Origin of the sequence: Campylobacter upsaliensis, assembly GCF_900637395.1 — a bacterium.
In the GTDB taxonomy this organism is placed as follows: Bacteria; Campylobacterota; Campylobacteria; order Campylobacterales; family Campylobacteraceae; genus Campylobacter_D; species Campylobacter_D upsaliensis.
In genome coordinates this window covers 939,342-960,692 of sequence record NZ_LR134372.1, presented here as the reverse complement: position 1 = coordinate 960,692, position 21,351 = coordinate 939,342, and the positions used below count along the sequence as shown (strand labels likewise).

General features: G+C 34.1%; 21 protein-coding genes, 1 tRNA gene and 1 pseudogene. 19 read left to right on the top strand and 4 right to left on the bottom strand.

The features are described 5' to 3' along the window. Positions 1–111 precede the first annotated feature (111 nt). The 17 genes from EL158_RS04915 to EL158_RS04835 all read left to right on the top strand — a co-directional run bounded on the left by EL158_RS04915 (position 112) and on the right by EL158_RS04835 (position 12,486). On the top strand, positions 112–813 hold the full coding sequence (locus tag EL158_RS04915; RefSeq protein ID WP_027303756.1) for a hypothetical protein: 702 nt from the start codon (positions 112–114) through the stop codon (positions 811–813). Then, the gene (locus tag EL158_RS04910; protein WP_027303755.1) at positions 810–2,066 is read left to right on the top strand and encodes a peptidase U32 family protein; all 1,257 of its coding nucleotides are present in this window, start codon (positions 810–812) and stop codon (positions 2,064–2,066) included. The genes EL158_RS04915 and EL158_RS04910 overlap by 4 nt, the downstream gene beginning before the upstream one ends. After that, positions 2,063–2,557 (top strand): 5-(carboxyamino)imidazole ribonucleotide mutase, encoded by a 495-nt coding sequence (purE, locus tag EL158_RS04905; RefSeq protein WP_027303754.1) that lies wholly within the window; start codon positions 2,063–2,065, stop codon positions 2,555–2,557. Before EL158_RS04910 ends, purE begins: the two co-directional genes overlap by 4 nt. Further along, a complete protein-coding gene (locus tag EL158_RS04900; protein ID WP_027303753.1) occupies positions 2,558–3,055 on the top strand; it encodes a DUF3972 domain-containing protein in 498 nt (165 codons plus the stop codon). After that, positions 3,052–3,915 (top strand): glycine--tRNA ligase subunit alpha, encoded by an 864-nt coding sequence (gene glyQ / locus EL158_RS04895; RefSeq protein ID WP_004275484.1) that lies wholly within the window; start codon positions 3,052–3,054, stop codon positions 3,913–3,915. The genes EL158_RS04900 and glyQ overlap by 4 nt, the downstream gene beginning before the upstream one ends. Next, positions 3,902–4,627, top strand: a complete 726-nt coding sequence (locus EL158_RS04890) for a Nif3-like dinuclear metal center hexameric protein (protein ID WP_027303752.1) — start codon at positions 3,902–3,904, stop codon at positions 4,625–4,627. Before glyQ ends, EL158_RS04890 begins: the two co-directional genes overlap by 14 nt. Before the next feature lie 10 nt (positions 4,628–4,637). Continuing rightward, positions 4,638–5,360 carry a zinc ribbon domain-containing protein gene (locus EL158_RS04885; protein ID WP_027303751.1) on the top strand — a complete coding sequence of 241 codons (723 nt, stop codon included), beginning with the start codon at positions 4,638–4,640 and terminating at the stop codon, positions 5,358–5,360. Further along, complete coding sequence (waaA, locus tag EL158_RS04880) at positions 5,357–6,502, top strand: lipid IV(A) 3-deoxy-D-manno-octulosonic acid transferase (RefSeq protein WP_027303750.1); 1,146 nt, start codon at positions 5,357–5,359, stop codon at positions 6,500–6,502. Before EL158_RS04885 ends, waaA begins: the two co-directional genes overlap by 4 nt. After that, positions 6,483–7,235, top strand: coding sequence for a pseudouridine synthase family protein (locus EL158_RS04875; RefSeq protein WP_027303749.1), 753 nt, complete (start codon positions 6,483–6,485; stop codon positions 7,233–7,235). The genes waaA and EL158_RS04875 overlap by 20 nt, the downstream gene beginning before the upstream one ends. 62 nt (positions 7,236–7,297) lie before the next feature. Next, on the top strand, positions 7,298–8,635 hold the full coding sequence (ffh, locus tag EL158_RS04870; protein WP_027303748.1) for a signal recognition particle protein: 1,338 nt from the start codon (positions 7,298–7,300) through the stop codon (positions 8,633–8,635). 62 nt (positions 8,636–8,697) lie between these two features. Beyond that, the gene (gene rpsP, locus EL158_RS04865) at positions 8,698–8,925 is read left to right on the top strand and encodes a 30S ribosomal protein S16 (protein WP_004277416.1); all 228 of its coding nucleotides are present in this window, start codon (positions 8,698–8,700) and stop codon (positions 8,923–8,925) included. A gap of 2 nt (positions 8,926–8,927) precedes the next feature. Further along, positions 8,928–9,170, top strand: a complete 243-nt coding sequence (locus EL158_RS04860) for a KH domain-containing protein (RefSeq protein ID WP_027303747.1) — start codon at positions 8,928–8,930, stop codon at positions 9,168–9,170. Then, positions 9,163–9,693 (top strand): ribosome maturation factor RimM, encoded by a 531-nt coding sequence (gene rimM / locus EL158_RS04855; protein WP_027303746.1) that lies wholly within the window; start codon positions 9,163–9,165, stop codon positions 9,691–9,693. Before EL158_RS04860 ends, rimM begins: the two co-directional genes overlap by 8 nt. Continuing rightward, on the top strand, positions 9,690–10,394 hold the full coding sequence (gene trmD, locus EL158_RS04850) for a tRNA (guanosine(37)-N1)-methyltransferase TrmD (protein ID WP_004277413.1): 705 nt from the start codon (positions 9,690–9,692) through the stop codon (positions 10,392–10,394). The genes rimM and trmD overlap by 4 nt, the downstream gene beginning before the upstream one ends. Before the next feature lie 9 nt (positions 10,395–10,403). After that, a complete protein-coding gene (gene rplS, locus EL158_RS04845) occupies positions 10,404–10,760 on the top strand; it encodes a 50S ribosomal protein L19 (RefSeq protein WP_004277412.1) in 357 nt (118 codons plus the stop codon). Positions 10,761–10,813: 53 nt separating this feature from the next. Beyond that, positions 10,814–12,157: a class II 3-deoxy-7-phosphoheptulonate synthase gene (locus EL158_RS04840; protein WP_027303745.1), complete on the top strand. Its 1,344-nt coding sequence runs from the start codon at positions 10,814–10,816 to the stop codon at positions 12,155–12,157. Further along, on the top strand, positions 12,154–12,486 hold the full coding sequence (locus EL158_RS04835; protein WP_027303744.1) for an arsenate reductase family protein: 333 nt from the start codon (positions 12,154–12,156) through the stop codon (positions 12,484–12,486). The genes EL158_RS04840 and EL158_RS04835 overlap by 4 nt, the downstream gene beginning before the upstream one ends. Positions 12,487–12,571: 85 nt before the next feature. On the opposite strand, the gene EL158_RS04830 is transcribed toward EL158_RS04835, so the two are convergent. Further along, positions 12,572–12,646, bottom strand: a tRNA-Asn gene (locus tag EL158_RS04830). Positions 12,647–12,914: 268 nt separating this feature from the next. On the opposite strand from EL158_RS04830, the gene EL158_RS04825 reads away from it, so the two are divergent. Together EL158_RS04825 and glpQ are read left to right on the top strand one after the other, a co-directional pair. After that, positions 12,915–14,237 (top strand): esterase-like activity of phytase family protein, encoded by a 1,323-nt coding sequence (locus EL158_RS04825; RefSeq protein WP_027303743.1) that lies wholly within the window; start codon positions 12,915–12,917, stop codon positions 14,235–14,237. A gap of 43 nt (positions 14,238–14,280) precedes the next feature. Beyond that, the gene (gene glpQ, locus EL158_RS04820) at positions 14,281–15,324 is read left to right on the top strand and encodes a glycerophosphodiester phosphodiesterase (protein ID WP_027303742.1); all 1,044 of its coding nucleotides are present in this window, start codon (positions 14,281–14,283) and stop codon (positions 15,322–15,324) included. 39 nt (positions 15,325–15,363) lie between these two features. Here the strand turns inward: glpQ and EL158_RS04815 are convergent, their stop codons facing one another. The 3 genes and pseudogenes from EL158_RS04815 to EL158_RS04805 form a co-directional block, all read right to left on the bottom strand. Further along, a complete protein-coding gene (locus EL158_RS04815) occupies positions 15,364–20,286 on the bottom strand; it encodes a restriction endonuclease subunit S (protein ID WP_051529114.1) in 4,923 nt (1,640 codons plus the stop codon). Between the two features lie 177 nt (positions 20,287–20,463). Beyond that, positions 20,464–20,709, bottom strand: a pseudogene (locus tag EL158_RS04810) (ribbon-helix-helix protein, CopG family); the annotation flags it as partial. Positions 20,710–20,721: 12 nt separating this feature from the next. Beyond that, positions 20,722–21,321 (bottom strand): bacteriohemerythrin, encoded by a 600-nt coding sequence (locus EL158_RS04805; protein WP_004275521.1) that lies wholly within the window; start codon positions 21,319–21,321, stop codon positions 20,722–20,724. Positions 21,322–21,351: the final 30 nt, after the last annotated feature.

Genomic DNA, 21,351 nt, shown 5'->3' with positions numbered 1-21,351 from the left:
TTTTTTATAAATTTGAAAATTTTATTTTTGCATAAAAATTTTATTTTTTGTCTTTTAGTTTTAATTTATTTGCATTATAATTTCAAAATAATTTTAATATTAAGGAAAAAAATGACTCAAGAAGAACTTGATGCCTTAATGAACGGCGATGTTGATATTGATTCGCCAAATTCGAGCGAAGAGCCTAGTGTGACTGAAGAGAGCGAAATTAGTGAAAATGGAGCTATAGTTGAAAATATGAAATCTACCGAGTATCAGCCAAATCCTAACATACTTTGGCCACCTCCGCCACCAAATGACGAACATAAAGTCGTTCATCAGCTTGATGATGTTACGAAAGATAGCGAAGAAAAAGCTACTGAAATGATGGACAAACTTGAAAGCATTAGTAATTTTTTTGCAGATTCTGAAACTTTGCTTAATGAATTAAATCATGTTTTTGATAAAAATATTGACATTTTCGGCAAATTAAGTGAGCGTTTCCCTAATGTTGAAAGTTTTGGTGAAGCTCTAAAGCTTAATCAAGACATCAAGGAAAAGACAAAAGAAATAGGTGAAAATTTACAAAGTGGGCAAGATGAAGTGATGATGGCTATGGATGCTATGCAATATCAAGATATCCATAGGCAAAAAATCGAAAGAGTAATTAATGTCATGCGTGCGTTAAGTCGCTATATGAGTTCTTTATTTGAGGGTAAGATTGACGATAAAAAACGCGTAAGTTCCGCTATACACATTGAGGGCGATACCACAGCTGATGTTGTGAGTAATGATGATATAGAAGCGCTGATTGCATCTTTAGGACAGAAATGATCATACCTGAGATTGTCGCTCCGGCGGGGAATTTTACCAAGCTTAAAATCGCCCTTGCTTATGGAGCGGACGCCGTTTATGCGGGAGTAAATAATTTTTCCTTGCGTTCGAGAACGGCACGCGAATTTGATTATGAAAGTTTTGAAGAAGCGATTAATTACACGCACGCAAAAGGTAAGAAAATTTATGTAACGCTTAATGGCTTCCATTTAAGCGGACAAATTGAGGGGCTTAAAAGGCATATTTTAAAGCTTAAAGCTATGCGTCCTGATGCTTTTATTGTGGCAAGTGTGGGAGCTATGGCTTTGGTAAGAGAATTAGCCCCAGAAATTCCTCTGCATATCTCCACACAGGCTAATGTTTTAAATTATTTAGACGCTAAAGTTTATAAGCAAATGGGTGGAAAACGCGTAGTTATCGCTAGAGAGCTTGGTTTAAATGATGCGAAACTTTTAAAGCAAAATTGCGATATAGAATTAGAAGCCTTTGTGCATGGCTCAATGTGTTTTGCATATTCTGGACGATGTTTAATTAGCTCTGTGCAAAGCGGTAGAATGAGTAATCGTGGCTCTTGTGCGAATGATTGTCGTTTTTCTTACGAGCTTTTTGCTAAAAATAAAGAAAACGGCGTTTTATTTCGCTTAGAAGAAGATGAAAATGGAACGCATATCTTTAATTCTAAGGACTTAAATTTATGTTCTTATATAGAAAAAATTATGAAGGAAAATTGCATTAGTGCTTTTAAGATAGAGGGTCGTACAAAAAGTGAATATTATGTCGCACTTACTACACGCACTTATAAAATGGCGATTGAAGATACTTTAAGGGGTGAATTTAATGCCTTAAAATACGAAAAAGAAATTCATACGCTTAAAAATAGAGGTTTTACAGACGGGTATCTTATCTCACGCCCTTTAGAAAAAACAGACACGCAAAATCATCTCACAAGTATTGAAGAGGGAACGCATCAAGTGCAAGGATTTTCGGAAAATGGAGAGTTTTTTAAATGTAAAGGTAAGGTTGTTTTAAATGAAGCTTATGAAATTTTAAGCCCTTTAGCTTCTAAAATCACACCTTGTGATAACGAACTAGGTCAAATTTATGAAAAAGAGGGAAAGTATTTTGTGAAATTTAAAAAAATGCTTACTCAAAATCATAAAGAATATGCAGAAATTCATAGCGGTAATGAAAATGCCATTAAAATGCCAAATTTAGTGCCAGAATTTAGCTTTTTAAGAAAGGAAATTGTATGAAATTTGTAGCGATACTTATGGGAAGTAAGAGTGATTATGAAGTGATGAGTGAGGCGGCTAGGGTGCTTGAAGAATTTGGAGTTAAATATGAGCTTATCATCACTTCAGCACATAGAAGCCCAAAAAGAACAAAAGATTACATTAAAGAAGCCGAACAAAAGGGTGCTAAGGTCTTTATCGCAGCGGCGGGTATGGCTGCACACTTAGCAGGAGCAGTGGCAGCCTACACAACTAAGCCTGTTTTAGGAGTGCCTATGAGCGGGACTAATTTGGGAAGTATGGACTCTTTATTTTCCACCGTGCAAATGCCAAGTGGAATTCCTGTAGGAACTTTAGCCATAGGTAAGGCTGGAGCTATGAATGCGGCTTATTTGGCGGTGCAAATTTTAGCTCTTAATGATGAAAATTTGGCAAAAGCTTTAAAAGAGGAGCGTAAGACAAAAGAAGATAAGCTTGTCAAGGATTCTAAAAGCGTAGAGGTGATTTTATAAATGCAAACTTATTTAGAATTAGATGAATTTTGCAAGTTGGTGCATTTAAACGAAGATGTCGTTAAGGGTATGATGGCAAATGGCTCTTTAAATTTTAAAGAAGAAGATGGAGTGATTTATATTGAGGCAAATCAAGGCACTTTCAGTGTCGTGCCTAGTGGAGCAAATCAAAATTCTATGGTTAATTCTATGACCTTAGCTGGGGAAAGCTTTGTGGAGAAGACCATAGGAACGATTTTAAATTTACACGAGAAAGTTTTAGACGCAAAAGATGAAACTCTTGAAGCTTTAAAAAATGAAAATAAATTCTTAAAAGATGCACTCTATTCTATGCAAGAACTTTACGATGCGGATAGAAAGACTATAGAAACTTTAAATGAAGAGTTAAAACACGCTAGAGAAGAAGCGGAATTTATGAAAAGAAAATATAAATTAATGTGGAATAAAACCATAGAAACTTATAGCGATAAGGCGAAAGAGGAGGAAAATACACAATGACTTTTTCGCAAATGATACTAAATTTACAAAATTTTTGGCAGGAAAATGGCTGTGCGATTATGCAGCCTTATGATATGCCAGCGGGAGCTGGGACTTTTCACCCTGCGACTTTTTTAAGAAGCTTAGGTAAAAAGCCTTGGGCTTGTGCTTATGTCGCACCAAGTAGAAGACCAACAGATGGGCGTTATGGAGAAAATCCTAACCGCTTAGGTGCTTATTATCAATTTCAAGTTTTAATTAAGCCAAGTCCGGATAATATCCAAGAGCTTTACTTAAAAAGCCTTGAAAATTTAGGCTTTGACTTAAAAAGCCACGATATTCGCTTTGTGGAGGACAACTGGGAAAGCCCAAGCCTTGGAGCGTGGGGACTTGGTTGGGAAGTTTGGCTTGATGGTATGGAGGTAACGCAATTTACCTATTTTCAGCAAGTAGGTGGCATTGCTGTGGATTTGGTGAGTGCAGAGATTACTTATGGGCTTGAAAGAATTGCAATGTATTTGCAAAATGTCGATAATGTTTATGACATAGTGTGGAGTGAATTTGGTGGAGAGTTAATTAAATACGCCGATGTGCATAAGCAAAGTGAGTATGAGTATAGCAAATATAATTTTGAAATAAGCAATATAGAGCTTTTAAATTCGCAATTTCAAAATGCTTATAATGAGTGTAAAAACACGCTAGAGCAGGGTTTGGCTCTACCTGCGTATGATTATTGTATGTTAGCAGCTCACACCTTTAATCTTCTTGACGCAAGAGGAGCTATTTCTGTCGCAAAAAGACAAGATTATATGCTTAAAATTCGCGAACTTTCTAAGCACTGTGCTGAAATTTATAAGAAAAATTTAAATGAAACTGAGTGAAATTTATGCTTTTTTAAATGAGCTTAGCCCTTTTGAAAAGCAGGCTAGCTGGGATAATAGCGGACTTTTACTAGGAAATTTAGATGATGATATTTCCAAGCTTTATCTTAGTCTTGATGTAGATGAAAATTTGATTAAAAATGCGGAGGAAAATTCGCTTTTTATCACTCATCATCCTTTAATTTTTAAACCTTTGCGTAATTTAAGTGAAATGGCTTATCCTAAAAATTTGCTTAAAGAAATGATTAAGAAAAATATCGCTCTCATTTCTTTGCACACAAATTACGATTTAAGCCACCTTAATGCGTATTTTGTTAAGGAAATTTTGGGTTTTGAAAAATTTTTACAAGAAGATTTTTTAATTTATGTCGATGTCAATTTGAGCTTTTATGAGCTTTGTGAAAGAGTAAAAAAAAGACTTAATTTAACAAATCTTAAAATGAGCTTTAGTGGCAAGGAAAAACTTGAGAAAATTGCCATTTGTACGGGTAGTGGGGGCGATTTAATCCCTAATGTAAAAGCGGATTGTTTTTTAAGCGGAGATTTTAAGTATCATCAAGCTTTTGAGGCTTTAAGTAATCATTTAAGCTTGATTGAGCTTGGACATTATGAAAGCGAGCGTTATTTTAACGAAAGCCTAGCGAAATACTTGCAAAATTTGCCGCTAAAGGTTATAATGTCAGTTTCAAAAAATCCATTTCAATACTTTTAAGGAAAATTTAATGAATAAATATTTAGAACAATTAGTTCATTTATCGCAAATAGACCAAGAAATTGATAGTTTCGAGCCTAAAATTAGTAGCGTAAGCAAAACTTTAAAAGATGCTGAAGCTAGGATAGCTAAGATGAACGAGGAACTTGTAGCTGCTGATGAGGAGATTAAGGATATTGAAGCGCAAAAAGCACAAAATAATGCTCATATAGCGGAATTTTCAGCCAAGATTAAGGAGCTTGGTAAAAAAAGTGGTGCAGTTAAGACAGAAAAAGAAGCGAACGCCCTTAAAATAGAGGAAGATATCGCTAAAGAGCAGCTTGATGCGGCTAATGGTGAGATTGTGCGACTTGATAAAATTTTAGAAAATAAAGAGCATTTTAAGAAGGAATTGTTAGAAAGTAGAACCAAAGAAGAAGCGGATTTGGAGGGAATTAAAAAGGAAATTGATGTGCAAATTTCAAGCCTTGAAAAAGAAAGAATGATAATTTATAATAAAAAAACAAAGCTTGTAGGCGAGATGAATCAAAAGGTGCTTGGCTTTTATGAAAAAATTCGCAAATGGGCGAAAAATACTGCTGTTGTGCCTGTTAAAAAGCAAGCTTGTTATGGATGCTTTATGAAGATTTATGATAAGACTTATTTGGCTGTGATAAAGGGCGAAGAAATAGTAACTTGTCCGCATTGTGGTAGAATTTTATATAAAGAGCTTGAAGAAGCGAAAAAGAATTGATAATTGCCTACTATTTTCTCACTTGGGTGGCATTTTTTATAGGTGCTATCCCTTTATTTTTTCTTTCATTTTTTAAAACAAAATATAAAAAAAGCTTAAAGGCGAGGTTTTTTCTTTATAAAAATTCTTGCCAAAAAGCTAGAGTGCATTTTCACGCTTGTTCTTTGGGAGAGGTTAGGAGTGTGGGGATTTTAAGTAAAAAATTTGATTCTAGAATAAGCGTCATTACTCAAACAGGTTTTGAAGAGGCTAAAAAATTTTGTAAAAAAGTGAATTTTTTAGCTTTTGAAAATTGGCTACCCTTTTGGTTTAAGCGTTGTGAAGTTTTAGTTATTTTTGAAGCTGAATACTGGCTAATGCTTGTTTTTATGGCGAAATTAAGAGGTGCTAGGGTGCTTTTGATTAACGCTAGAATTTCAAATCATTCTTATAAGGCTTATTTGCGTTTCGCTTTTTTTTACCGCTTGATTTTTTTTTACATTGACGAGGTTTTTGCTCAAAGCGCGAAAGATAAGCAAAGACTTGAGCAATTAGGCGCTAAAAATGTGAAAATTTTTAAGAACATTAAAGCAAATTTGGAAATTAAGCCTAGTAAGCATTATGCTAAATTAAAAGAAAGACTTATTATTTTTGCTAGCACACATCAAAACGAAGAAGAGCTTTTATTAAGAGCCATTTGTTTGCAAAAAGATGAAAAACTCATCATCGCTCCAAGACACCCAGAGCGTTTTTTGGAGGTCGAAAATTTATTGCAACACTATGTTTATGAAAAATTTTCAAATTTAAAAAAATGGGAAGATTTTAAGGGACAAATTTTATTGCTCGATGTTTTGGGAGAATTAATTAATTTTTATGCCATTAGTGATGTGGTCGTGCTTGGTGGTTCTTTTGTCGAGGGGATTGGGGGGCATAATCCCATTGAGGTGGCAAGTTTTAATAATGTTCTCATTACAGGTATTTTTATCCATAATCAAGAAAATTTATTTGCAGAAGTTGAAAATGTCAATTTTTGTGAGGATTTGACAAGTCTTAATTCTATGATACATCATTTAAATAAAAAAGCTAGAATCTCGCAAAATAAAGACTTAAGCATAATAGAAAATGCGATAAAGGAAGGGCTTAATGCAAGAAAAAGCTTATAAATTACTTGCTTTGCAAGAAAATATTTCAAATAGAGAAGCTAAGGATTTGATAGATAGGGGCTTGGTTTTTTCTCGCGGAAAAAAAATTGTCCTTGCTAGGGCTTTGATGAAAGAGGGAACGAAATTTAATTTGCTTAAGATGAAAAAGCCTCAAATTTTGTTTGAAGATGAGAAAATTTTAGCAATAAATAAGCCTTATTCTTACATTAGCGAGGAGCTAGAGAGTGAATTTAAGGCTAAACTTTTGAATAGATTGGATAAAGAAACAAGTGGGCTTATTTTGCTTTGTAAAAATGAAGATTTTAAAAAGCTTTGTATAGAGGAATTTAGGAAGCAAAGGGTTTATAAAAGCTATATAGCTGTGCTTGATGGCGTTTTGGCTGAGGAGCTTGTAGTCGATGAGCCTATACGCACACTCAAGGGTAAAAATGGCGCCTTTAGCAAAATTGCAAAAGAGGGGCAAAGTGCTTTAAGCATTATAAATCCTTTAATGATACAGGGTAAAAGAACTCTAGCAAAAATTTGTATTCAAACGGGCAGAACACATCAAATAAGAGTGCATACTGCTTTTGTTAAACATCCCATTATAGGTGATGAAAAGTATGGGAAAATAGCAGCAGATAGAATGTATTTGCATAGCTACGAGCTTAAAATTTTACACTATGAGTTTAAGGCTAATTTAGATGAAAGTTTCGCAAAATTTGGTTTTGAGCTAAAAAATTTGGAGTTTTAAAGCCATTTAAGCAAAAATTTTGTATAATTTCGATTTTATTTTATTAAGGAAAGGTTTTAGGGGTGTTTGAACTTGTCAGCGAGTCTTTTAAAGGTGCTGTAAATAAGCTTCGTTTTGTCGATGATGAAAAAGCCTTAAAAAATGCTTTAGAAACCCTTAAAAAATCCCTTCTAAAAGCTGATGTTCATCATAAAGTTACCAAAGAATTATTAAGCCTAATTGAAGATGATGTTAAGAAAAATGGCATAGGACAAAAGCAGTTTTTAGAGGCTATTAAGAAAAATTTAGAAGAAATTTTAAGCATTAGCGGTAAAAATCAAGGTTTTGTATTTTCCTCAAAGCCTCCAACAATCGTTTTAATGGTTGGTTTGCAAGGTGGCGGTAAAACGACAAGCACGATAAAATTAGCAAATTACCTTAAACTTCGCAATAAAAAGGTCCTCGTTGCAGCGTGCGATTTGCAACGCTTGGCGGCTGTTGAGCAATTAAGGCAGCTTTGTGAGGCTAGTGAAATTGAACTTTTTTACATAGAAAACGAAACGAACCCTATCAAAGTTGCAAGAGAAGCTTTGCAAAAGGCTAAGAGTGGTTTGTTTGATGTTTTACTTGTCGATACTGCTGGGCGTTTGGCTATTGATGAAGCTTTGATGAGCGAATTAAAAGAAGTTAAAACTAGCTTAAATCCTGATGAAATTTTTTATGTCGCTGATGCGATGAGCGGTCAAGATGGAGTGAAGACTGCATCAAGTTTTAATGAGGCTTTAGGGCTTAGCGGAGTGATTTTATCTAAATTTGACGCAGATACTAAAGGTGGTGTGGCACTTGGCATAGCAAGGCAGGTAAATATTCCATTAAGATTTATAGGTGTGGGTGAAAAAGTCGCAGATTTGGAGATTTTTATCCCAGATAGGATCGTTGGTCGCATTATGGGTGAGGGCGATTTGGCAACTTTGGCAGAAAAAACTGCGGCGATTATTGACGAAAAGGAAGCAAAAAAATTAAATCAAAAAATTAAGAAAGGCGATTTTAATTTTAATGATTTTCTTACTCAAATGGAAAGTGTTAAAAAATTAGGCAGTATGAAATCACTCATTGGTATGATACCGGGACTTTCTAATGTGGCTTCTAGTGTGAAAGATTTAGACTTAGATAATTCTAAGGAAATTTTACATATCAAAGCGATGATTTCCTCTATGACTCCAAAAGAAAGGGAAAATCCTAGTCTTTTAAATAATGCTAGAAAACGCCGTATAGCAAGTGGTGCTGGACTTTCACAAGTGGAGGTTAATCGATTTTTAAAGCAATTTAGCAATGCGGCTAAATTAGCAAAGAAATTTTCAGGCAAAAAAGGAATGGATAGTTTGATGACTATGATGAATCAAGCACGCAGGCAGTTTTAAATTTCACTTATAAATACTAATTTTAGTATCTATAATTGATTTTTAATTTTTAAGGAGACACAATGACAGTGATTAGACTTACAAGAATGGGAAGAACGAAAAGACCTTTTTATCGTATAGTGGTAACTGATAGTAGAAAACGCCGTGATGGTGGTTGGATAGAGAGTATAGGTTATTATAATCCTATGGTTGAACCTGAAGTCATTAAATTTGATGCGGAGCGTTTAGCTTATTGGAAGAGTGTGGGTGCTAAACTTAGCGATAAGGTCGCTTCTATTACAAGTAAATAATTATGGTTGAAGATTTTTTAAAAGAATATGCCAAACTTATTGCTGATTATCCTGAAAGAATTGATACGCAAAGGGTGGAAATAGAAGAAAATTTTGTCGAAATTTTTCTTTTTACAGATAAAAACGATACGGGTAAGCTTATAGGTAAAAATGGTAAAATGATTAATGCGATTAAAACGGTCATTTCAGCTTACAAAAGTAAGGAGAATATTTCTTATCGTGTTACGGTAAAAGCCCTTGAGTAAATTTGTTTTAGTCGCTAAGATAGGTCGAAGTGTAGGACTAAGGGGCTATTTAAAATTGCATAATCTTAGCGACTTTCCTTCTCAGTTTCAAAAAAATCTCACTTTTTTTACCAAAAATAAAAGAGAACTTGTTATTAAAGATTATGATAAAAATCGTCAAAGTGTTTTATTTTACACCTACGAAAGTCTTGAGAAAGCTAAGGAGCTTGTTAATCTGGAGCTTTATCAAAGTATAGAAAAAACAAGAGAGCTTTGCAAATTAAAAAAAGATGAGTTTTTTTATTTTGATATTATAGGCTGTGAAGTAAGAGATGAGCAAATTATTTTAGGTCAAGTTCAAGATATTTTGGAAAGTGGAGGGGGATATTTGTTTGAGATTAAAAGCGATGAGAGATTGACGGCCCAAGGTTTTTCTAAGATTTTTTTTATTCCTTATATTGATAAATATATTTTGCAAATTGATATAGAAAAAAAGCAAATTTTATGCTCTAATGAAGCTTTTTATATTTTAGAAAATTCATGAAAATCACTTTTGTTTCTTTATTTCCTCATTTGCTAGAATTTTATTTTAAAGATTCCATCCTTGCTAGAGCATTAAATAAGGACATTTTTAGCCTTGATTTTCAAAATCCTAGAGCCTTTAGCAAAAATAAGTATAAAAAAGTTGATGATTATAAAATCGGTGGTGGAGCAGGACTTTTAATGCAAGTAGCCCCACTTTTTGAGTGCTTGGAGCAAATTCGTCAAAAAGAGAGCAATTCTCATTTTATATTTCTTAGCCCAAGTGCAAAAAATTTTAATCAAAAAGATGCTAAACGCCTTAGTCAAAAGTCAAATTTGGTTTTTGTTTGCGGTCGTTATGAGGGTATAGATGAGCGTGTGGTAGAGGAATTTGCAAATGAGCTTTTTAGTGTGGGAGATTTTATCTTGACGGGAGGAGAGCTTCCTGCTCTTTGTCTTTGCGATGCGATTTTACGCAATGTTAATGGAGTGCTTGGAAATTCACAAAGTTTAGAAGAAGAAAGTTTTGAAAATCATCTTTTAGAAGCTCCTTCTTTTGCTAAACCTTTAATTTTTGAGAAAAATTTGAAAAAATTTTATGCTAATTCAGTGTTTTTAAAGGGTAATCACGCTAAAATTGCGGCTTTAAAAAACACTTTAGCGTCTTGCAAGACAAAATTTTTTCGTCCCGATTTATTTTTGGAGCATGAACGCAGAATTTAAGGAAATACGATGAAAAACAAATATATAGAGCAGTTTGAGGCTAAACAAATTGAGGGTAAAAATGTGCCAGATTTTCGTGCTGGGGACACTTTAAAACTTGCTATCCGCATTAAAGAGGGCGATAAAACTAGAATTCAAAATTTTGAAGGAGTTTGCATTGCTAGAAGAGGAAGTGGAGTGAGTGAAACTTTTATGGTGCGTAAAATCGGTGCAAATAATGTGGGCGTTGAAAGAATTTTTCCTATTTATAGTGAAAGTTTAGAAAGCATTAGCGTTTTAAGACGCGGTCGCGTTCGTCGTGCAAGACTCTTTTATCTTAGAGATAGACGCGGTAAGGCTGCTCGCATTAAAGAGCTTAAAAAATAATTTCTACAAAGAGCTATTCTATGGCTCTTTTATTTATCTAAAGTGAGTTTGCAATGCAATGGAGGAGAGATTCTTGGAGAGCCTATCCCATTAAACAACATCCGGTTTATCCTTGTGAAAATACCTTAAAAGAAAATCTTGAAAGACTTGAAAAATTACCACCCCTTGTTTTTGCAGGAGAGGTTAGACAGCTTAAAAAATCCTTGGCTAAGGTTGCCAAGAAAGAAGCTTTTTTGCTTCAAGGTGGCGATTGTGCGGAGAGTTTTGAAAATTTCGGTGCAAATAATATACGCGATATGTTTAAAATTCTTCTTCAAATGGCGATTGTTTTGACCTTTGCTGGTGGTTGTCCTGTGGTGAAAATAGGGCGTATAGCTGGGCAGTTTGCTAAACCTAGAAGCGCAGATTATGAAGAGCTTAATGGCGTGAGTTTGCCAAGTTACCGTGGAGATATTATTAACGGCTTTGAGTTTAGTGAAAAAGCAAGAATTGCCGATCCTAAGCGTATGCTAGAAGCCTATTATCAAAGTGCGACGACACTTAATTTATTAAGAGGTTTTGCTAAAGGTGGTTTGGCTGATTTGCGTGAGGTTCAGCGTTGGAATTTAGGTTTTGTGAAAAAGAGTGAGTTGCATAAGCAATATGAGGATTTAAGTGAAAAAATTTCTAGCGCTTTAGCCTTTATGGAGGCTTGCGGTATTAATGCAAATAATACTCCAAATTTAAGAGAAGTTTCGCTTTATACTTCTCACGAGGCTTTGCTTTTACCTTACGAAGAGGCTTTGACGCGTGTGGATAGTTTAAGCGGAGATTTTTATGATTGTTCAGCGCATATGCTTTGGATAGGCGAAAGAACACGCGAAATTGATGGGGCACATGTACATTTTTTAAGTGGTGTGAAAAATCCTTTAGGCGTTAAAATCGGTCCAAATGCTAAAGCACAGGATATTATAAATCTTTCAAATAAACTTAATCCTAATAATGAAGAGGGAAGGCTTAATATTATTGTTCGTATGGGTGCGGATAAAATTGCCTCAAATTTACCAAGTATCTTTAAGGAATTAAAAAAAGAGGGGTTAAATTTAATTTATAGCATTGATCCTATGCACGGAAATACGGTGAAAGTAGGGGATTTTAAAACGCGTGAATTTGATAAAATTATGCAAGAAGTGCGTTATTTCTTTGAAGTGGCTATAAGTGAGGGAGTGTATCCGGGTGGAGTGCATTTGGAGATGACTGGGCAAGATGTTACTGAATGCACGGGAGGTGCTAGTAATGTAACGGCACAAAATTTACAAAATCGCTACGAAACTCAGTGCGACCCAAGACTTAACGCCGATCAAGCCTTAGAGCTTGCTTTTTTGATAGCAGATTTGCTTAAAAGGGCAAGAAATTGAAACTTTATGGCATTAAAAATTGTGGTAGCGTTAAAAAGGCTATGGAATTTTTAAAAGTTAAGGGTGTGGAATTTGAGTTTTTGGATATTAAAAAAATCGATGAAGACATTTTAAATTCTTGGCTTGAAAAAAGAGAAATTAAAGATCTTCCAAATCTCTCGGGCACAAGTGCTAGAAAATTAAATCTTAATAAAGAAAAAATGAACGCTTTAGCCAAAGAAGAATTAAAGAAGATGATTTTAGAGACTCCAAGTCTTATAAAACGCCCCGTGATAGAATATAAGGGGCAAATTTACATCGCCAAAGAGTATGAAAATTTAATTTCTTAAGTAATTTTTGAAGTTAATATTGCTTAATCTTAGATAAGGCTTTGAAAATATGCTCTGTGTTTGGTGGGAGTGGGGATCTTAAAAGTGGCTCCGGATGTAGGATTCGAACCTACGACCAATCGGTTAACAGCCGACTACTCTACCGCTGAGCTAATCCGGAACAAATCAAAAATGTAATTCTAGTGAAAAATACGAAAAAAGTCAAGAAAATTTTATAAAATATAAAAAATATCGCATTATATTTTATTTTAAATGGACTTTCTTGCTTAATTGGTTTAAAATTTGGAAATTTTACAGAGATTTTACGCGCTTCATATGTTTTACACACAAGAATAATTTATAATCCTCAAAAGCTAATTGCAAAATGTTGGAAAATTTTTAAATTTCAAGCATTTTGACAAAAAGTTAAATAAATAAAAAGGATAAAAATGAAAAAAATTGTAGGTTCTTTATGTTTATGTAGCGTTTTATTTGCTGCAAATGAGTATGAGGCAAATTTAGCAGGACACATCGTTATCCCAGCGGAAAATTTCATCAATGCCCCTAAAGATGCACCAGAGTTTCTGCAAAGCACGGGGAAGTTTTTACGCACAACAAGAAATGAAAACTTGGGCACATTTAATGCAAATTACACAGAAGAAGAAATGCCTAATGCCTTTAGAATTCCATTTAAAAAACAGGCTTTGCAAGGACATAGTGGGATTAAATTTATAAATGATAAGAACTTTTGGCTTTTAAGCGATAATGGCTTAGGGACTAAGAAAAATTCACCAGATTCTATGACCTTTATTCACAATTATGAATTTGATTTCAAAAAAGGCTCTTATAAGCATCTTAAAACTATTTTCTTTAATGATAAAAATAAAAAATTTCCTTATCTTATAAATCTTGAAAGCACTAAAAGTAGGTATTTAACAGGGGCTGATATAGACCCTGAAAGTTTTCAAATTATAGATAAGAGTTTTTGGGTAGGTGATGAATTTGGTCCTTTTTTATTAGAATTTGATGAAAAAGGCACTTTAAAAGAAGTGTTTGATGTAAATCTTAATAAAGAATCGCTTTTATCACCCGATCATCCAAATTTACAACTTTCAAATCCAGATATCCAAGAAAACAAAGCTAACATCAAGCGTTCTAAAGGCTTTGAAGCTATGGCTAGCTCTAAGGATAAAACCAAGCTTTATCCTATGTTAGAATATGCGGTGTTTAAAAATGGCAAATATGAAAATAAGGGTGGTAAAAATTTCTTAAGAATTTTAGAATTTGACATTAAGGCTAGAAAATTTACGGATAAAAGCTACACATACACGCTAGAAAGTAATGCACACTCTATTGGTGATTTTAATATGATCGATGAAAAATATGGCTTAATCATAGAACGCGATGACACCGAAGGCACTATGGATAAGGCTTGTAAAAATCAAGAAACAAAATCTTGCTTTAAAAATCCTGCCAAATTTAAAAGGATTTACAAAATTAAGCTTGACGATGAAAAAGGCATAGTGCAAAAAATTGCCTATATTGATCTTATGAATATTAATGATACAAATAAAATTGCCAAAAAACCTTTAGTTAATAATAAATTTGTCTTTCCTTTCTTTACTATCGAAAATGTGGATATTGTAGATGAGAAACATATTGTTGTGGCAAATGATAATAATTTCCCTTTTTCAGCAAGTAGAGAGCCTTTTGTGCCTGATGATAATGAGGTAATTTTGCTAGAAGTTGAGGAATTTTTAAAGGCTAAATAATTGAGTAATTTAACGATTTTTAGAGATTATTAAAGGAGAAAAAATGAAAAAATTTACTTTTGTCCTAATATTTTTAGGACTTAATCTATTCGCAAGCGATAAGCTTATCATCGCACACAGAGGTGCTAGCGCGTATTTGCCAGAACATACACTTGAGAGTAAAGTTTTAGCCTTTGCACAAGGTGTGCCTTATATTGAGCAAGATGTGGTTTTAAGTAAAGATGATCGCCTAGTTGTGATTCACGATTTATATTTGGATAAAACAAGCGATGTGGCACAAAAATTCCCAGAGAGAAAGCGTAAAGATGGACATTATTATGTGATTGATTTTACTTTAGATGAGCTTAAAAGCTTAAAAATGAGTGAGGGTTTTAAAGGGGAAAATGATAGTGTTAATGCTTATCCTAAACGCTTCCCAACTAAAAAGGCAGATTTTACAATTAACACTCTTGAGGAAGAAATAGAGCTTATTCAAGGACTTAACAAAACACTTAATAAAAATGTAGGTATTTATGTAGAAACAAAACGCCCTTGGTTTCACAAGCAGGAAGGTAAGGACATTTCAAAACTTACCTTAGAAGTGCTTAAAAAATATGGCTACACAGATAAAGATTCTAAAGTCTATTTTCAAAGCTTTGATTATCCGGATTTAGTGCGTGTGAAAAAGGAGTTATTGCCACAAATGGGTATGGATATTAAACTTGTTGGGCTTATAGGTTTAAATGAGTGGGAGGAAACCTTTGAATTTAAAAATGGCAAATGGCAAAATTATGATTTTTCTTATCTTCTAAATATTAAAAATTATGCTGAAATTTCAAAAATTGTCGATGGCTTAGGACCAACCTATGTTTTACTCTTTGATGAAAGGGAGCTTAAAAATCATAAAATTGTGCCAAATGACTTTGTTAAAAACGCTCATAAGTATAATATAAAGGTGCATCCTTACACCATTAGAGCGGACGCACTTCCAAGCTGGGCTAAGTCTGCTGATGAGCTTTTTGATGCTATTTTATTTAAGGCTGGAGCTGATGGAGTTTTTACGGATTTTCCTGATTTGGGCTTGGAATTTTTGAGGAAAGTAAGATGAAGTAAATTTATCTTCTTACTTTCTAGCAGGGACGATAAATTAACACAAAGCATTCTGAATATAGCTTGAAATTTTGCTTTGAAATGTTTCTTTTCGTTCTTTTGCGACATTTATTGTAAGTTCTATTCTTTCAATAGCACTTATGATTTTTTCTTGTGCTTCAAGGGGTGGTAGGGGGATTTTGAGATTTTTTATAAATGTTAAATTTGCCATAGTGAAACCGCCCTTTTCTGTAAAGAGATGATAAAGCCCCAAACACGCAAAATACAAAAATTTCGTATTAAGATTTTCACTATTCAATGGATAAAGTCCCGCTATATTTTGGTTTGTCGTGGAATCAAAAGTTAAATAGCCAACTTTACCGATAGTAGCACCCACTAATGCGATTAAGACAGAATCTTTTTTAAGTATTTTTGCCGATGATTTTTTAAGTCCTAATTCTGTAATTTTCTCTTTAACTTGATTTTCATATACATAGCAATTTTGACACACTTCTGATTTAATCCAATTTATATCACCATTCCAATATTCTGCAACTTCTCGGCTAGGTGTGCCACCACTTTGAACGCTTACGACTTGCCCTAGTTTGACCCTTTCCCAGCCGTGTTTTGGTGGAGTGGGGAGAGAATCTAGCAAGGAATGTAAGCTTTGAGTAAGTCCTGCTTTTTGTAAGATTTTTGTAATGAAGCGTTGTAAGATTTTTCTTTGTGAAAGCAGAGATTCTATCTCGCTTAAGATTTCTCTAAGCTCCGCCTGTTCTCTCTCTCTCTCGTTACCAGCATTCAAGGCATTAGCTAAAATCTCTGCCTTTCTTGTTTCTAAAATTTCAAGCTTAGAATCTATTCTTTTGATTTGAGATTCTACGCTATCAATAGCACTTACGATTTTTTCTTGTGCCTCAAGGGGTGGGAGTGGGATTTGCAAGGATTCATAAAAGCTTATTGGCACTCTTCTGTGTCCGCTTGAGCCTGTCATATTTTTCGCCGCTTCTTGTCTTATAGAATCTTGATTAAGACAAGCAAATAAAAATTTATTGTTTAGCCCCTTATGTGTTCTAAAAATATGAAATTCACTACTTCCCATACCTAAACCATTTGTAAGATTTTTTGCAATGGCACATTTTCCGTTTTCCATACACGGCGTGATTTTAGCTATCAAAATATCATTTTCCGCAAAATAGGTATAGCTCCCCTTTTTAAGCTCTTTTAGCGGCTTATCAACTTTGTTTTGGATATAGCCTTTATCTGCCACACTTGCCATTTCCACAAAAGAAATGATGGTATTTTCATCAATATTTGCAATCTCTCTTTTGCTTGGATTAAGGGTAAGGTATTTCTTATTATTAAGCTTGATTGTATTCCAGCCCTGTGCTGGTGGGGTGGGGATAGAATCTAAAAGGGCTTTTAAGTCATTTGTGTTTGTCATACTGAAGGGCTTTGAGTGCGAAGCATCTCTGCTGGATTCTATTTTTTCTTTTTCACAAGGGGGAGGGGCTTGAATTGCGAAGTCGCTCCCTCCCCCTTGTATATCCCCCACCCCGACAACGCTTTCAAGGTTGTGCTTCGCACTTTCATTGATTTTTATTGTGGCAAAGTCGTGCTTTGCCACCGCAGAATTTGCAAAAAAATCTAGCTTAGATTCTAGCTCTTGTATAGAATCTAGCAAGGAAGCGATGAAGTCTCTACTGCCCCCCTCATTAGAATTTACAATGCCACATTTCACTAAAATCGCTTTAATCAACTCTTGGTATTTTTCTATGCTCATTCTTATGATGTTATACTGCTCTTCTACCTTTTCACACTCTGCTACGATTTGCTTTTGGATTTCTAAAGGTGGCAAGGGGATTTTTATCTCTGCCATTACATTATTCATTAGCTTTGGGTTTGCTACTTTTACAACATAATTTGGCGTTGCTAGATTTAAAACCAAAGATAAATAATAATAAAGGATTACATTAGAATCTTTTATCTTTAGAGTTCCGCAAACATTTGTGCAGTTAAATTTACCTTTTCTATAAAAGCAAGTTCCAGCATAAATTCCATCAGTTGTCCAAGTTACATAATCGCCTTCAAAATCAAAAGTATTGATATATCCCATAATACCTTCATCTTTTGTTTGTGATGAATAGACAGGATATTCCCCTTTGTTTGCTTCAATAAATTTATGGCTAATAACTCTACCCCTGCCAATTTCACAAATTTCCTTAATTTTCACCAACTCAAATTTACAATTTTCAAAAGGATTCTGTGGATTGCCACGCTCGCCCTGCTCACTCGTAATGACGGGATTTAAGCTTATAGCCTTATTAAAATCCACTTTGCTAAAGTCTAGCATATCTATGAGTTTTGCTTTAAAAGCATAGGGGCTTAAGTCTTGCGGGATTTCTTGCTCTTTTGCTATGTCTTTTTGAAAGTAATTATCTAGGGCTTTTAAATCAAGTTTGCTTAAATATTCTTGCATAATGTAAAAGCTAAGTTTAGAGCTATCAAAACGATTTTTAGGATTGTAAAGAGGGGTTAGAATCTCACTTATAGCATTTATGCCTGAAGCGGTGATGTATTGTATGCCTTGTTTGCCTTTTTTATTACTCCACTCATAGCCTAAGAAGCTTTTTTGCTCTTTGTTATCGCTTGGAGCTTTTATAATGAGTGGATTAGAATCTAAGCAGTAGCAAAAGTATAGAAACTTCTCTGCTTCAAGTTTTCTTATAAATTCTTGTTTGCTTTGACTTGGAGTAAAGGGGTTTTGTGCTTTATGCTTATCGCTTTTTTTATTATATTCATCTTTTTCTTTTTGGATTAAAGCTTTGTAAGCATTTGCATATTCTTTAAAAAGCTCGTTTGTATAAAGCGTGGAATCTTCTTGCAAATTTAGCTCTAAAAGGGCTAAAAACTCATCTTTGTCGTATTCTCTAAAAGTGCAATATGCTTGAATCAGGGCTAAAAATTCACTTTTATAAGCTTTTAAAAGTGTGGATAGCTTATTTTCTACAATGTGTTTATAGAAGTCTTTGTAAAGATCATTTTGAGTCGTTTTTGTATCAGTATTTTTTGCTTTACGCAAAGCAAAAAGAATGATAGGATTTGTGCCTGTTTTAAAAAAGGTTTGATTGCCTAAGCTTACAAGGGCGATGATATAAAAGTCACGCAGCATTAGTTCTCTAGTGGCTTTGTAGATGCTGTCTTTGTTGATTAAAGAATTTGGTAGGACAAGGGATAGGAGTCCATTGCTTTGCAGAGCTTTACTTGATTTTTCTATAAAAAAGCATTCTATGGCGTTGTTTGATTCTATATTAAGCTTATCGTTAAAAAGCTCATAGCTTTTTCTTATATCATCGCTTAAAACATTTAAAAAGCCATCTACTGAATAGGGTGGATTTGAAATAAGCACATTAAATTTAGAATCATCTATACCACATTCAAACGAGTCGTTAGCTAGAATATCCATATCTGTGCTGTGCATAAAGGAAGCAATTTTAGCGATTTTAGCTAGGCGTGGGTCTTTGTCTTGTCCTAAAAATTTGGCTTTTTTGTAGGGCTTATTGATTTCTGCGTATTGGGTTAGAAAATGTCCTGCTCCACAAGAAAAGTCTAGCACACTAGCATTTTTAAACACAGGCAAAGAATGGATAATAAAATTTACCAAAGGCACAGGGGTGAAATACTGCCCCTCTTGTTGTGGCATATCGTGGATATAGCTTTCAAAATAATCGCCTAAAATATTAGAATCTGCATTTTTTGTAAAGGCTGTGTCCTCTAGCTTTAGGACTATGGGTAAAAGAATTTTAAAGTTTTTATAAAAAAGATTTTCGTTATAAACTTCTATAAAATTAAAATCGCCATTGGAAAAATATTTCAAGTCATTAAATATATTTTGGATTTTCTCTTTCACAACAATGCCTTCAAACGCACTTGTAAAAGCCTCTTCAATGCTGTCTTTAGAATGATAGGTGATTGTTTGATTAAGATATTTTTCCATTCCCGTTTTATAGAGCTTTTGCAGTCTATCTACTAAATCAAAGGCAGAATCACGGCTATAACCACGCCAATTAAAGTGCAAGTCATTTGCATTTTCTAACTCATCAGTGATTTTACATAAAAAAAGATTCATTAGCCCATTTAATGCTAATGACCTATCGCCCACTGCATTTGCCCTTAAAATGGTCGCCCATTCGTGTCGCTTTTTTTGGATTTCGCTTTGACTCATAGGCTTTAGATTATCTAGCTTTGGTTTAAGCTTAGTGATATTATAAATGGCAATTTCATCTTCAAAAATTCCACTTTTTTCATACTCTTTAGCATAAGTATCACTCCATATTTGAAAGACTTCTTTATTTGAATTTGCGTCTTTATAGCCTTTCTTTTTGCTTTGTGCTAAAGTGGCTTCATTATCTTGCATATTGATAATGTAATTTTGATATTTGATATTTTTAGATTTTGTTTCTAAATCGCTGGTGTAAAGGCACAAAAATTTTGTAGCTTTTTCTTGCTGAAAATAGCTAAAAAGCTGTCCGCCATTATTTTGCATTCTCTCCCATTCTTTGCTAAATTCGCTTTTGCTATTTTCCCCTGCGGTTTTGCACTCTATGATGAGATAGGGGGCGTTTTTATTATCACGCACTAAAATATCAGCTTTCCCACTTTTTGCTTCTCTGCCTAGCTGCCATCTTGGCTCTAGCTCTAAAGACTCTGCTTTATAGCCCTTTTCTAATAATCTATGCACACATTCAAAGACGACAAAATTTTCAGGGTGAGAGAAGTTGGAAGTCGTGGTGTCGTGTATCTTTATGCCTTGTGGGTAGATAAGCTGTTGCTTTGTAAAATCTACTTGCATTATGTAGGAGTTTATGGTCTTTGTGTAGATATTTGCATTTTTAGATTCTAGCTTTTTGCCCCCCCCCGCAGAGAGAGCTTCAAATCCCAAAATCTCTAGCATTTCTTTTAAATTTTGCTGTGTAATCATTTTTAGCCTTATGTTTATTAAATGAAGATGATGAAGCTACCTTCAGGTAGCTTATTTTGTATTTTTAAGGTTTTTGACGATTTTATCGATTTCTTTGCTTGCTTTTTTGTAATCTCCGTCTTTTAATTCCTCTAAGGCTTTTACAGCAAAGTCAAAATCGACCATTTCCTCTTCTTTTTCTGTTTCTTTGAGATTTTTTACTAGCTTATCGATTTTTTTGCTTGCTTTTTTGTAATCTCCGTCCTTTAATTCCTCCAAAGCATTGACGGCACTAGAAAAGTCTTCGATTTCATTTAAATAAGCCTCGATAGCCTCACGCACTATAGCTGACTTTGGTTTGGAGAGATTTTTACTTAAAGCGTCTAGCCTTTCTTTAAGTGTAGGAGAGAGTTTAAGAGAGTAATTTGTCATTTTAGTTTTCATTTTTATCCTTTCTTAAGATTGTATTTTATGGAAACGAATTGCTTGTTTGCAGTTTTTACAAATGAATTTTTTGCCTTGAAGTTCCATTTTTTGATGAATCGCATAAGGCACATCGTGAATTTTACCCTCGCAGTCGCAGATATAAAGATAAATTTGCTCCTTGTCTGCATCTTCATCTTCGCTTAACTCAAAGCTTACTTCACCGCCACCATCATCACTTATACCTGCACTTCGCCATTTTTGCACTTTCATATCTTCATACAAGATATGCTCTAAAAGCCATTTTTTAGCGACTATATAAAGCTTTTCTTTAAGATCGTTTGTGGATTTAATGTCCTTAATGAGATTAATCATTGTTTGGATAATTTCTTTATGAATTTTGCGATGTGCCTCAAGTTCTGGGTAGTTGATAAGGTGCATATATTTTTCCTCATCGTTAAAATGATCCTTCATATAATTGAAAAATTCCGCAAGTAAATCTTTAACATCGTTTTTACTTACGGCTTTATCCGATACCATTTCGACTTTAGCAGCTAATTCAAAAAGTTTTTTGTGCTGTTTGTCTATTTTGGCATTATGAACGCTAAAGCTATCGTCCCATTTTGGAAGCATAACGACTCCTTTAAATAAATTTGTTAGATT

What these genes read in the sequence shown, in the direction of transcription:
- EL158_RS04915 (WP_027303756.1), top strand. Translation starts at nt 112, where the DNA reads ATGACTCAAGAAGAACTTGATGCCTTAATGAACGGCGATGTTGATATT.
- EL158_RS04910 (WP_027303755.1), top strand. Translation starts at nt 810, where the DNA reads ATGATCATACCTGAGATTGTCGCTCCGGCGGGGAATTTTACCAAGCTT.
- EL158_RS04825 (WP_027303743.1), top strand. Translation starts at nt 12,915, where the DNA reads ATGAAAAAAATTGTAGGTTCTTTATGTTTATGTAGCGTTTTATTTGCT.
- trmD (WP_004277413.1), top strand. Translation starts at nt 9,690, where the DNA reads ATGAAAATCACTTTTGTTTCTTTATTTCCTCATTTGCTAGAATTTTAT.
- EL158_RS04875 (WP_027303749.1), top strand. Translation starts at nt 6,483, where the DNA reads ATGCAAGAAAAAGCTTATAAATTACTTGCTTTGCAAGAAAATATTTCA.
- rplS (WP_004277412.1), top strand. Translation starts at nt 10,404, where the DNA reads ATGAAAAACAAATATATAGAGCAGTTTGAGGCTAAACAAATTGAGGGT.
- EL158_RS04885 (WP_027303751.1), top strand. Translation starts at nt 4,638, where the DNA reads ATGAATAAATATTTAGAACAATTAGTTCATTTATCGCAAATAGACCAA.
- EL158_RS04805 (WP_004275521.1), bottom strand. Translation starts at nt 21,321, where the DNA reads ATGCTTCCAAAATGGGACGATAGCTTTAGCGTTCATAATGCCAAAATA.
- glyQ (WP_004275484.1), top strand. Translation starts at nt 3,052, where the DNA reads ATGACTTTTTCGCAAATGATACTAAATTTACAAAATTTTTGGCAGGAA.
- EL158_RS04815 (WP_051529114.1), bottom strand. Translation starts at nt 20,286, where the DNA reads ATGATTACACAGCAAAATTTAAAAGAAATGCTAGAGATTTTGGGATTT.
- EL158_RS04840 (WP_027303745.1), top strand. Translation starts at nt 10,814, where the DNA reads ATGCAATGGAGGAGAGATTCTTGGAGAGCCTATCCCATTAAACAACAT.
- EL158_RS04860 (WP_027303747.1), top strand. Translation starts at nt 8,928, where the DNA reads ATGGTTGAAGATTTTTTAAAAGAATATGCCAAACTTATTGCTGATTAT.
- glpQ (WP_027303742.1), top strand. Translation starts at nt 14,281, where the DNA reads ATGAAAAAATTTACTTTTGTCCTAATATTTTTAGGACTTAATCTATTC.
- EL158_RS04890 (WP_027303752.1), top strand. Translation starts at nt 3,902, where the DNA reads ATGAAACTGAGTGAAATTTATGCTTTTTTAAATGAGCTTAGCCCTTTT.
- rpsP (WP_004277416.1), top strand. Translation starts at nt 8,698, where the DNA reads ATGACAGTGATTAGACTTACAAGAATGGGAAGAACGAAAAGACCTTTT.
- purE (WP_027303754.1), top strand. Translation starts at nt 2,063, where the DNA reads ATGAAATTTGTAGCGATACTTATGGGAAGTAAGAGTGATTATGAAGTG.
- EL158_RS04900 (WP_027303753.1), top strand. Translation starts at nt 2,558, where the DNA reads ATGCAAACTTATTTAGAATTAGATGAATTTTGCAAGTTGGTGCATTTA.